Source organism: Halomonas rhizosphaerae, assembly GCF_030010555.1.
Lineage (GTDB): Bacteria > Pseudomonadota > Gammaproteobacteria > Pseudomonadales > Halomonadaceae > Halomonas > Halomonas rhizosphaerae.
The window spans coordinates 116,568-128,179 of sequence record NZ_JASCQP010000011.1; the positions used below are offsets into that span (position 1 = coordinate 116,568).

The following is an 11,612-nucleotide window of genomic DNA, read 5'->3' on the forward strand; positions in this document are numbered from 1 at the left end:
AGGGAGTGGTCACCAGCGTTGACGCGTGGCGACACCGTCATTCGTGTGAGATCCGGAAATATCATGTAACCTTCGATTACGGATCGGGTATGATGAGTTTCATCTGTTCCGCCCCGGTTCGGAGTGGATAATCATAATGAGCGGCACGCCGCATGGATCAGGCAGGGGCATGACTCAAGATGCGACTGAGAGCATCCGGCAAGGGACTGGTCGGTGTCGATATCACCTCGGCAACCGTCAAGGTCATCGAACTCAAACGCGCTGGTAGTCACTACCAGGTTGAAAGCTACGCCGTGCGGCCCCTGCGCGAAGGCGCCGTGATCGAGCGACGGATCCGCGACATGTCGGCCGTGGTGGACGCCCTCAAGCGCGCCGTGGACCATGCCCGGCCGGGGTCGCGCAACGCCGCCGTGGCCGTGCCGGCCAGTGCCGCCATCACTAAGACCCTTACTCTGCCCGCCTCGCTCGATGACGACGAGATCGAGGCGCGCATCCAGCTGGAATCTGACAAGCACATCCCGTTTCCGTTCAGCGAGGTCGCCTTCGACTTCCAGCGGCTGGGACTCAACTCGCGCTACGGCGACCAGCAGGACGTGCTGCTGGTCGCCTGTCGCCAGCAGGACGTCAACCAGCTGACCGAGGCCGTGCTGCAGGCCGGGCTCACCCCGGCGGCCGTGGATGTCGAGACTTTCGCCATGGAGCGCGCCTTCCAGGAGCTTCGCCACCAGCTGCCCACGGCCGAGGGCGAGCAGGAGTGCGTGGCCCTGGTGGACATCGGCGCCACCATGAACGCCTTCCATGTGCTGCGCGAGGGGCGCGTCACCTACAGTCGCGACACCGTGTTCGGTGGCCGCCAGCTGACCGACGAGATCCGCAACCGCTACGGGCTGACCCTCGAGGAGGCCGGCCTGGCCAAGAAGCGAGGCGGCCTGCCCGATGACTATCAGCGCAGCGTGCTCGACCCCTTCCTCGACACCCTGGTCCAGCAGGTGGGGCGCTCGCTGCAGCTCTACTATACCGCCGGGCGCAAGCAGGAGGTGCGGCGGATGATCCTGGCGGGCGGCACCAGCGTGCTGCCGGGGCTGGCGGAACGCCTGGCCGAGGAGAGCGGCATGGAGGTGGTGATCGCCAACCCCTTCCGGCGCATGAAGGTGAACCCCCGCATCGACGTCCCGACCCTGGCCGGTGATGCCCCGGCCATGCTCACGGCCTGCGGCTTGGCGATGAGGGTAGGCAAATGACCATCGAGATCAACCTGCTCCCCTGGCGGGAGGAAGTGCGTGCCCGGCGCAGCAAGCGGTTCTACCTGGCGCTGGCGTTGATGGCGCTGATCGGCCTCGGCGGCGGCTTTGGCATGACCTGGTACTACGAACAACGGTTGGCCGACCAGCAGCAGCGCCATCAGCTGATCAGTGCCCGCACCGCCGAGCTGGACCGTGACATCCGCGCGGTGAGCCAGTACGAGGAGCAGGTCACGTCGCTGAAGCGACAGATCGAGGTCTTCGAGCAGCTGCAGGTGGGGCGGCCGCAGACGGTTCATGTCTTCAACGCGCTGGCGGCGAGCCTGGAGGAGGGCGTCTACTACTCCGGGCTCAACCGCCAGGGCAGTCAGCTGCGGCTCACCGGCCTGGCCGAGGACAACCGTCGGGTCTCTGACCAGCTGCGCCAGCTGGAGGCCTCTCAGGTCTTCGACGTCCCGGTGCTCTCCGAGGTGGAATCCACCGACAACGAGATGCGTCGCTTCAACCTCAGCGTGAACCAGCAGATGCCCGACGGGGAAGGCACGGAGGCGCCATGAATCTGTCCACGGAAGTTCGTCGACTGCGCGACATGGATTGGGGGGAGCTGGACATCAAGGAGTCCGGTGGCTGGCCCTTCCTGCTGCAGCTGATCTGCTGTGTGCTGGTGCTGGGCCTGACCCTCGCCGGCATGTACTGGTACCTGGCCGCACCCAAGGTCGAGGAGCTCGAGCAGGCCCAGCGCGAGGAGCAGCGCCTGCTGCGCGACTACCGCAGCAAGTCGGCCCAGGCCGCCAACCTGCCGGCGCTGCGAGAACAGGTCGAGGAGCTCGACGAGCGGCTGGCGGGGCTGGTGGCCATGCTCCCGGGCGGTCCCGAGATCCCGTCGCTGATCGACGACATCAGTGAAACGGCCCTCGACAACCAGCTCTCCATCGACTTCATCCGCCTGCGCAGTCCCTCTCTCCAGGAGTTCTACACCGAACGCCCCTTCGATATCCGGGTGAACGGCGACTACCACCGCATCGCCTCCTTCATCGCCGGCGTCGCCGATTTGCCACGCATCGTCACCCAGCATGACTTCAGCCTGGCGCCGGTCGATGACGGCAACCGCCTGCAGCTGTCGATGCTGGCCAAGACCTACAGTTACCGCCCGCCCCAGGCCACCGCCGAGGAGGGAACGCCATGACTCACTGGCTGGCCAGAGGCGCCCTGGTGGCACTGCTGTTCACCCTGGGGGCCTGCCGCGACGCGAACCTGCCCGGCCTCGAGCGGGAGCTCGAGGCGATGCGGGTCGACCCCGGCGAGGTGAATCTGGAGCCGGTGCCGCCCATGCCGACCTACACCTCGGTGGATTACGACTTCGCCGACGAGCGCAGCCCCTTCCAGGCGCGCCTGCCGGAGCCCGAGGAGCTGCCCGGGGGCGGTGCCGACAGCGACCTGGCGCCGGACGAATCGCGCCCCAAGGAGCCGCTGGAGGCCTATGACCTGAGCGAGCTCGAGCTGGTGGGCACCCTCACGGTGGGCGGGCAGCCCTCGGCCCTGATCCAGGCGCCGGACGGCAAGGTGCATCGCCTGCGCACCGGCAACTACATGGGGTCCGACTTCGGACGCATCATCGGCATCACCGGAGCCTCGGTCCAGCTGGTGGAGATCGTGCCCACCGGGCGGGGCGGCTGGACCGAGCGCAGCACGCGGCTGACACTCGACGACTCGACAACATGACGCCATGCCGCCGGGCTGGAGGCGGCAGAGGCCAGCAGGGGGAAGGGAACAATGCAACCGATGATTCGTGGTCTCGCAATCGTGGCACTGCTGGCGGTCTCCACGGCCGCCATGGCGGCCTCCACCCTCACCGACCTGGAGTTCCGCCAGGGCAGTGACGGGGCACTGGAAGTGGATCTCGACTTCCGGGGTCCGGTGCCCGAGGTGCGCGGCTATCGCCTCGACGACCCGGCGCGGCTGACCATCGACCTGATGGAAACCGACAGCGCCCTGGAGCGCCGCCGCGAGGAGCTCGGCATCGGCGGGGTCGAGCGGGTCACGGCCCTGGAGGCCGGTTCGCGCACGCGGCTGGTCTTCGAGCTCGAGGGGCCCCTGCCCTACGACACCCGTCAGCAGGGCGACCGCCTGCGACTCTCCATCGGCGGCGGGGCCGGCCAGTCGCCGGCGGCCACGACCGCCTCGACCCCGGCATCCTCGACCGCCGCCGTCTCGGCGAGCCCGAGCCGGGATACCTCCTCGGCGTCCGGCGAGCCGAGCATCCAGGACATCGACTTCCGTCGCGGCGATGACGGGGCCGGGCGACTGGTCGTGACCTTCGACCGCAGCGGGGTGGATGCCCGGGTGCGCGAGAGTGGCCGCAACCGCATCGTCGCCGAGCTGCGCGGGGTCGAGCTGCCGTCCTCCCTGGACCAGGTCTATGACGTCAGCGACTTCGGCACGCCGCTGCGGCGCGTCACCCCGCGGGTGGGGCGTGATGGCGTCACCCTGGACATCGAGGGCGAGGGCGGCTTCGCCATGGTCTCCACCCAGAGCGGCCGCCGGCTGACCATCGAGGCCCAGCCGGTCACCCAGGCGGAGCGCGAGGAGCGCGTCCGCGAGCAGTTCCCCTATACCGGCGAGCGCATCACCCTGAACTTCCAGGACATCGAGGTGCGCTCGGTGCTGGCGATCATCGCCGACTTCACCGGCCTCAACCTGGTGGCCAGCGACAGCGTGACCGGTCGCGTTACCCTCAACCTGCAGGACGTGCCCTGGGACCAGGCCCTGGACCTGGTGCTCAAGAGCCATGGCCTGGCCAGCCGCCAGCAGGGCAACGTCATCGTGGTGGCCCCGGCCAACGAGCTGGCCAACCTGGAGCGCCAGGAGCTGGAATCCCGCGAGCAGCTCGAGACCCTGGCCCCGCTGGAGACCGAATACATCCAGGTGAAGTATGCCAAGGCCGAGGACATGGCCAATCTGCTGCGCGGCGAGAGCGGCTTCGGCTTGCTGACCGAGCGCGGGCGGGTGGCCGTCGACTCGCGCACCAATACCCTGCTGGTCCAGGATACCGCCGACCAGATCGACAGCATTATCCAAACCCTGGAGCGCCTGGATATCGCGGTGCGCCAGGTGCAGATCGAGGCGCGTATCGTCATCGCCCGCGACAGCGCCACACGCGAGCTGGGGGTGAACTGGGGGCTTTCCTCTCCCGACCGCATCGGTGATAGCCGTTTTGACGTGGATGGGGCGGCTACCGGCAATGCGCCCAACGGTGGCCTGGCGGTGGATATGGGCAGCTCCGACGTGGCGAACACCGCCTTCAGCTTCGGCTATCTCTCCGGCGATATCCTGCTCGACCTGGAACTGCGCGCCCTGGAGAGCGAGGGCAAGAGCCAGACCATCTCCCAGCCGCGGGTCATCACCGCCAACCAGCGCATGGCAGTGATCAAGCAGGGTACCCAGATTCCCTATCAGGAGGGGACCTCCAGCGGCGCCACCAACGTCGAGTTCGAGGAGGCCGTGCTGTCACTGGAGGTGACGCCGCAGATCACCCCGGACAACCGCATCATCATGGACCTGGTGATCAACAACGATACGGTGGGGGAGCTCTTCAACGGCGTGCCCTCCATCGACACCAACGAGATCACCACCCAGGTGCTGGTGGACAACGGCGAGACCGTGGTGCTGGGCGGGATCCTCACCACCGAAGAGGTGCGCAGCCTGTTCAAGACGCCCTTCCTGGGGGATCTGCCGGTGCTGGGCAACCTCTTCCGCTATACCGAGAACACCAATGATAAGGTAGAGTTGCTGGTATTCATCACGCCCCGAATACTGGACGACAACCTGGCCATTCGCTGATGCAGGCACTTCCCAACCTGATACTGATCGGCCCCATGGGGGCCGGCAAGAGCACCATCGGCCGCCTTCTGGCGGCCGAACTGTCACGCGAGTTCTACGACAGCGACCACGAGATCCAGGCGCGCTGCGGCGCCGACATCCCGTGGATCTTCGATGTCGAGGGCGAGGCGGGCTTCCGTGACCGCGAGACCCAGATGATCCGCGAGCTGACCCGTCGCGAAGGCGTGGTCATCGCCACCGGTGGCGGTGCCGTGCTGCGCGAGGAAAACCGCCGGGTGCTGCGCGAGAGCGGTACCGTCATCTATCTGCTCACCACCGTGGAGCAGCAACTCAGGCGCACCGCCAAGGACCGCAACCGGCCGCTGCTGCAGCGCGGCGACCGTGAGCAGCTGCTGCGCGACATGTTCGCGCTGCGTGACCCCCTCTACCGCGCCACTGCCGATGTGGTGGTGCGCACCGACCGGCGCGGCCCCCGCGCCGTGGTCAACGAGATCGTGCGGCGCGTCACGCGCCTGGTCGATCCCCTGCAATGCAAGGCCTGACGCCATGAGCGATTCCCGCAATGCCCCGTGCACCCTCGAGGTGGCGCTGGGCAGCCGCAGCTATCCCATCCATATCGGCCCTGGGCTGCTCGGCGATCCCCGGTGGCTTGCGCCGCACCTGGCCGGACGCCAGGTCATGGTGGTCACCAACGAGACGGTGGCACCCCTCTATCTGTCGCGTCTCCGTCAGGGGCTCGCCGCCGACCTCGAGGTCCGCGAGCTGGTCCTGCCCGACGGCGAGGCCACCAAGACACTCGCCAGCGTCGAGCGGATCTGGGATGCCCTGCTGGCGGCCGGGTTCAATCGTCGCTGCACCCTCATCGCCCTGGGCGGCGGGGTGATCGGCGACATGGTCGGCTTCGCCGCGGCCTGCTACCAGCGCGGCGTGGCCTTCGTGCAGGTGCCGACCACGCTGCTCGCCCAGGTCGACTCCTCGGTGGGCGGCAAGACGGGGGTCAACCATCCGCGGGGCAAGAACATGATCGGCGCCTTCTGGCAGCCGCGGGTGGTGCTGGTCGATACCGATACCCTGGTGACGCTACCGCCGCGGGAGCTCTCCGCGGGGCTCGCCGAGGTGATCAAGTACGGGCTGATCCGCGATGCCGACTTCCTGGCCTGGCTGGAAACCGAGATGGACGCGCTGCGCGGCCTCGATCCCGCCGCCCTGACCCGGGCCATCGAGCGCAGCTGTACCCTCAAGTCGCAGATCGTCGCCGAGGACGAGACCGAGCAGGGGGTGAGGGCACTGCTCAACCTGGGCCATACCTTCGGCCACGCCATCGAGGCCCACCAGGGCTACGGCAACTGGCTGCATGGCGAGGCCGTGGGCACCGGCATGCTGATGGCCGCCGAGCTCTCCTGCCGGCTGGGCTGGCTGAGCGACGAGGAGGTGGCGCGCACCCGGGCGATCATCGAGGCCGCGGCGCTGCCGTTGGCCGCCCCGGCCGAGATGTCGGTGGAGGACTTCCTCGCCATCATGCGCCTCGACAAGAAGAACCTCGACAGCCGCCTGCGCCTGATCCTGCTGCGCACGCTGGGCGAGGCCTGCATCCATGACGCGACCCCGCCCGAGACTCTGGCCGCCCTGCTCGAGGCGTTCCCGCGCCGCTGACGCCCGCCTGCACCTGCGTGTCCGCCGACGCCCGCCCTGTGCGGGCGTCGTCGTGTCAGGGGGGAGCGGCGACTTTCGGGCACAAGTATCTGCATGGCATATGCCGGATCGGCATGGGGAAATGGCAAGCATATAGACCAAAGTCTAATGTGCTTTCCAGCGCGTTGAAGGAGCGTCGTTGGGCCTTGCAAGCCATTGAGTTAATGGGTTTTTTTGATTTACTTGCGGTGCAAGTGGTGGATTTGTCGATGGTTTTTCATGGCGTTCCCGGGGCGAAATATTGCGCGGTGGGGGTGCCTCTGGCTATGCTGGTCGGCCTTTTGTCGAGCAGTCGTGCAGCCGTTTCGGGCGCCGCATGATAAAAGAAAAACTGATAATTATATCATGTGATGACTGCCAAAAAAACCCTTCAACCCGAGGCACGCCCATGAACAGAGGTCTTCATCAGCCCGGCGAGTTCCGTGACAACTGCGGGTTCGGCCTGATCGCCCATATGGAAGGCCAGGCCAGTCACGACCTGCTCAAGACCGCCATCGAGTCCCTGACCTGCATGACCCACCGTGGCGGCATTGCGGCCGATGGCAAGACCGGCGATGGCTGTGGGCTGCTGCTGCAGATGCCCGATGCCTTCATGCGCGACGTCGCCAAGGCATCTCTCGATGTCGAGTTGGGCGAACACTACGCCGTGGGCGTGGTCTTCCTGCCCGACGACGACGCCCGCGAGGCCCGCGGCCGCGAGACCCTGGTCGCCGAACTCGAGGCGCGTGGCCTGCGGGTTGCCGGCTGGCGCGACGTGCCGGTGGATGCCAGCGTCTGCGGGCCCATGGCCCTCGACTGCCTGCCGCGGATCCGCCAGTTGTTCGTCGAGCCGGGCGATGGCGAGGCAGGCCACTTCGATGTGGACCTGTTCATGGCCCGCCGCCGCGCCGAGGAGAAGCTGCGTGACGACGAGGACTTCTATGTCTGCTCGCTCTCCCGCGAGGTGGTCTCCTACAAGGGGCTGATGATGCCGGTGGACCTGCCGGCCTTCTATCCCGACCTGGGTGACGAGCGCCTGGAGACGGCGATCTGTGTCTTCCATCAGCGATTCTCGACCAACACCGCGCCACGCTGGCCGCTGGCCCAGCCGTTCCGCCTGCTGGCCCACAACGGCGAGATCAATACCGTGGAGGCCAACCGCGGCTGGGCCAACTCGCGCAAGGAGAACTTCGTCAACGAGCGGTTGCCCGAGATCGCCGGGCTCGACGAGATCGTCAACACCTCCGGCTCGGACTCCTCGAGCATGGACAACATGCTCGAGGTGCTGCTCACCGGGGGCATGGAACTGCATCGTGCGGTACGCATGATGGTGCCGCCGGCCTGGCAGAACGTGGAACTGATGGACGGCGACCTGCGCGCCTTCTACGAGTACAACTCCATGCACATGGAGCCCTGGGATGGCCCCGCCGGGGTGGTGATGACCGATGGTCGCCAGGCCGTCTGCATGCTCGACCGCAACGGGCTGCGCCCGGCCCGCTGGGTGATCACTCGCAATGGCTACATCACCCTGGCCTCGGAGATCGGCACCTACGGCTACAAGCCCGAGGACGTGGTGGCCAAGGGCCGCGTCGGCCCGGGCCAGATACTGGCCGTGGATACCGAGACCGGTGAGGTGCTGCATACCTCGGACATCGACGAGCGCCTCAAGTCCGCCTATCCCTACAAGCGCTGGCTGAAAGAGGAGGCCCAGTACCTGGAGTCGGCGCTGACCGAGCTCGCCAGCTTCCAGAATATGGATCCCGAGGCCCTGCTTACCCAGCAGAAGATGTTCCAGGTCAGCTTCGAGGAGCGCGATCAGGTGCTGCGGCCGCTGGCCGAGAGCGGCCAGGAAGCGGTGGGCTCCATGGGCGACGACACCCCCATGGCGGTGCTCTCCGGCAAGCAGCGGCTGCTCACCGACTACTTCCGCCAGAAGTTCGCCCAGGTCACCAACCCGGCCATCGACCCGCTGCGCGAGGCGATCGTGATGTCGCTGGAGACCTGCATCGGCGCAGAGCTCAATGTCTTCAAGGCGACCCCGGCGCACGCCCATCGCATCATCCTGACCACGCCGATCCTCTCGCCGCGCAAGTACGCCGCCCTGGTGAACCAGGACGACCCGGCCTTCGCCAGCCATACCCTGTCGCTTGGCTACGATCCCCAGGAGATCGGCCTCAAGGGCGCGATCCATGAGCTCTGCCGCCAGGCCGAGCAGGCGGTCAACGACGGCAAGGTGATCCTAGTGCTCTCTGACGCCGAGCTGGGGAAGGGGCTGGTACCCATCCATGCGGCGCTGGCCGTGGGCGCGGTTCACCATCATTTGGGCCGCCTGGCCCTGCGCCCGCGTTGTAACATCGTGGTGGAGACCGGCTATGCCCGCGATGCCCATCAGATGGCGGTGCTGTTCGGGGTGGGGGCCACGGCGGTCTTTCCCTGGCTGGCCTACCAGGTGATGGCCGACATGCACCACACTGGCGAGCTGGTCGGCAACCCCGCCGATGCCCGGGAAAACTACCGCAAGGGTCTGCAGAAGGGGCTGTTCAAGATCCTCTCCAAGATGGGCATCTCGACGCTCGCCTCCTACCGTGGCTCCCAGCTCTTCGAGGCGGTGGGCCTCTCCTCTGAGGTGGTCGACCTGTGCTTCACCGGCATGGCCTCGCGCATCGAGGGCACCGGCTTCAGCGAGCTGCAGCTGCAGCAGGAGCTGCTGGGGCGCGAGGCCTGGACGCCACGCAAGGGGGTCTCCCAGGGCGGACTGATGAAGTACGTCCATGGCCACGAGTACCACGCCTACAACCCCGATGTGGTCATGGCGCTGCAGGAGGCCGTCCAGGAGGGCGACTACGCCAAGTGGAAGAAGTTTGCCCGGCTGGTCAACGAGCGCTCGCCGGCCACCCTGCGTGACCTCTTGAAGCTCCGGCCCGCCGCCGAACCGCTGCCGATGGAGGAGGTCGAGGCGGTCGAGGACCTGCTGCCGCGCTTCGACAGCGCCGGGATGAGTCTGGGCGCGCTGTCGCCGGAGGCCCACGAGGCCCTGGCCCAGGCCATGAACGAGGCCGGCGGGCGCTCCAACTCCGGCGAGGGGGGCGAGGATCCGGCCCGCTACGGCACCATCCGCTCCTCCAAGATCAAACAGATCGCCTCCGGGCGCTTTGGCGTGACCCCGGCCTACCTGGTCAACGCCGAGGTGCTGCAGATCAAGGTGGCCCAGGGCGCCAAGCCCGGCGAGGGCGGGCAGCTGCCCGGTGGCAAGGTCAACGAGCTGATCGCCCGGCTGCGCTACTCGGTGCCCGGCGTGACCCTGATCTCGCCGCCGCCGCACCACGACATCTACTCCATCGAGGACCTGGCGCAGCTGATCTTCGACCTCAAACAGGTCAATCCCGATGCCCAGGTCTCGGTGAAGCTGGTCTCCGAGCCCGGCATCGGCACCATCGCCACCGGCGTGGCCAAGGCCTACGCCGACCTGATCACCGTCTCCGGCTACGATGGCGGCACCGCGGCGAGCCCGCTGACCTCGATCAAGCATGCCGGCAGCCCCTGGGAACTGGGCCTGCCCGAGGTGCACCAGGCGCTGCGCATCAACGGCCTGCGCGACAAGATCCGCCTGCAGACCGATGGCGGCCTGAAGACCGGCCTCGACGTGGTCAAGGCGGCGATCCTCGGCGCCGAGAGCTTCGGCTTCGGCACCGCGCCGATGGTGGCGCTGGGCTGCAAGTACCTGCGCATCTGCCACCTCAACAACTGCGCCACCGGCGTGGCCACCCAGATGCAGTACCTGCGCGACGAGCACTTCCGCGGCACCGTGGACATGGTCAAGCACTACTTCCGCTTCATCGCCGAGGAGGTGCGCGAGCTGATGGCCCTGCTGGGGGTGCGTCAGTTGACCGACCTGATCGGCCGCACCGACCTGCTGGAGGTGCTGGAGGGCGTCACCGCCTCCCAGCGCAAGCTCGACCTGACGGGACTGCTGGGCAACGACTTCGTGCCGCAAGACGCGCCGCAGTTCTGTGCCGTCAGCCGCAACGTCCCCCATGACCCGGGCGCCAAGAACCAGGAGGTGCTCGAGGCCCTCGCGGATGCCATCGAGGCGAAGTCCGGCGGTGAGTTCGATTTCGCCATCACCAACTGCGACCGCAGCGTCGGGGCGCTGACCTCCGGGGCCATCGCCAAGCGCTACGGCGAGGCGGGGCTCGAGGACGCGCCGGTCACCGCTCGCTTCACCGGCGTGGCCGGCCAGAGCTTCGGTGTCTGGAACGCCTGCGGCCTCAACCTCTACCTGGAGGGCGATGCCAACGACTATGTCGGCAAGGGCATGAACGGCGGCAAGGTGGTGATCGTGCCGCCCGCCGGGAGCGCCTTCGAGAGCCACCGCACCGCCATCGTCGGCAATACCTGCCTGTACGGCGCCACCGGCGGCAAGCTGTTCGCCGCGGGTACCGCCGGTGAGCGCTTCGGGGTGCGTAACTCCGGTGCCCATTCGGTCATCGAGGGCGCCGGCGACCACTGCTGTGAGTACATGACCGGCGGCATGGTCTGCGTGCTCGGCGAGGTGGGCGTCAACTTCGGCGCGGGCATGACCGGCGGCTTCGCCTATGTGCTCGACGAGGACCGCACCTTCGTCGACAAGTACAATCATGAACTGGTGGAGATCCACCGGGTGAACACCGAGGCCATGGAGGCCTATCGGCGTCATCTGCGGGAGATCATCGAGGAGTACGTGGCCGAGACCGGCTCCGCGCGCGGCCGCGCGATCCTCGAGGACTTCAGCGACTTCGTCCGTCACTTCTGGCTGGTGAAGCCCAAGGCCGCGAGCCTGGGCAGTCTGCTGGCTGAATCCCGGCGTCGACCGGAATAAGT

Annotated in this window: 9 protein-coding genes; all 9 read left to right on the forward strand. The window is 67.3% G+C overall.

Translation table 11 applies throughout. From position 1 onward, the window contains the following. Positions 1–179 precede the first annotated feature (179 nt). Positions 180–1,241 (forward strand): type IV pilus assembly protein PilM, encoded by a 1,062-nt coding sequence (gene pilM / locus QLQ83_RS03680; protein ID WP_282734208.1) that lies wholly within the window; start codon positions 180–182, stop codon positions 1,239–1,241. Next, positions 1,238–1,798, forward strand: coding sequence for a PilN domain-containing protein (locus tag QLQ83_RS03685; RefSeq protein ID WP_282734209.1), 561 nt, complete (start codon positions 1,238–1,240; stop codon positions 1,796–1,798). The genes pilM and QLQ83_RS03685 overlap by 4 nt, the downstream gene beginning before the upstream one ends. Then, positions 1,795–2,427, forward strand: coding sequence for a type IV pilus inner membrane component PilO (locus QLQ83_RS03690; protein WP_282734210.1), 633 nt, complete (start codon positions 1,795–1,797; stop codon positions 2,425–2,427). The genes QLQ83_RS03685 and QLQ83_RS03690 overlap by 4 nt, the downstream gene beginning before the upstream one ends. Further along, positions 2,424–2,963, forward strand: a complete 540-nt coding sequence (locus QLQ83_RS03695; RefSeq protein ID WP_282734211.1) for a pilus assembly protein PilP — start codon at positions 2,424–2,426, stop codon at positions 2,961–2,963. Before QLQ83_RS03690 ends, QLQ83_RS03695 begins: the two co-directional genes overlap by 4 nt. Positions 2,964–3,014: 51 nt before the next feature. Further along, the gene (gene pilQ / locus QLQ83_RS03700; protein WP_282734212.1) at positions 3,015–5,081 is read left to right on the forward strand and encodes a type IV pilus secretin PilQ; all 2,067 of its coding nucleotides are present in this window, start codon (positions 3,015–3,017) and stop codon (positions 5,079–5,081) included. Further along, positions 5,081–5,623, forward strand: coding sequence for a shikimate kinase AroK (gene aroK / locus QLQ83_RS03705; protein WP_282734213.1), 543 nt, complete (start codon positions 5,081–5,083; stop codon positions 5,621–5,623). Before pilQ ends, aroK begins: the two co-directional genes overlap by 1 nt. A gap of 4 nt (positions 5,624–5,627) precedes the next feature. Beyond that, positions 5,628–6,734 (forward strand): 3-dehydroquinate synthase, encoded by a 1,107-nt coding sequence (aroB, locus tag QLQ83_RS03710; protein ID WP_282734214.1) that lies wholly within the window; start codon positions 5,628–5,630, stop codon positions 6,732–6,734. A 185-nt stretch (positions 6,735–6,919) separates the two neighbouring features. Continuing rightward, positions 6,920–7,093: a hypothetical protein gene (locus QLQ83_RS03715; RefSeq protein ID WP_282734215.1), complete on the forward strand. Its 174-nt coding sequence runs from the start codon at positions 6,920–6,922 to the stop codon at positions 7,091–7,093. A 68-nt stretch (positions 7,094–7,161) separates the two neighbouring features. After that, on the forward strand, positions 7,162–11,610 hold the full coding sequence (gene gltB, locus QLQ83_RS03720; protein WP_282734216.1) for a glutamate synthase large subunit: 4,449 nt from the start codon (positions 7,162–7,164) through the stop codon (positions 11,608–11,610). The last annotated feature ends 2 nt before the right edge of the window (positions 11,611–11,612 follow it).

Coding starts and splice junctions, on each gene's coding strand:
- pilM (WP_282734208.1), top strand. CDS start 180: ATGCGACTGAGAGCATCCGGCAAGGGACTGGTCGGTGTCGATATCACC.
- QLQ83_RS03685 (WP_282734209.1), top strand. CDS start 1,238: ATGACCATCGAGATCAACCTGCTCCCCTGGCGGGAGGAAGTGCGTGCC.
- QLQ83_RS03690 (WP_282734210.1), top strand. CDS start 1,795: ATGAATCTGTCCACGGAAGTTCGTCGACTGCGCGACATGGATTGGGGG.
- QLQ83_RS03695 (WP_282734211.1), top strand. CDS start 2,424: ATGACTCACTGGCTGGCCAGAGGCGCCCTGGTGGCACTGCTGTTCACC.
- pilQ (WP_282734212.1), top strand. CDS start 3,015: ATGCAACCGATGATTCGTGGTCTCGCAATCGTGGCACTGCTGGCGGTC.
- aroK (WP_282734213.1), top strand. CDS start 5,081: ATGCAGGCACTTCCCAACCTGATACTGATCGGCCCCATGGGGGCCGGC.
- aroB (WP_282734214.1), top strand. CDS start 5,628: ATGAGCGATTCCCGCAATGCCCCGTGCACCCTCGAGGTGGCGCTGGGC.
- gltB (WP_282734216.1), top strand. CDS start 7,162: ATGAACAGAGGTCTTCATCAGCCCGGCGAGTTCCGTGACAACTGCGGG.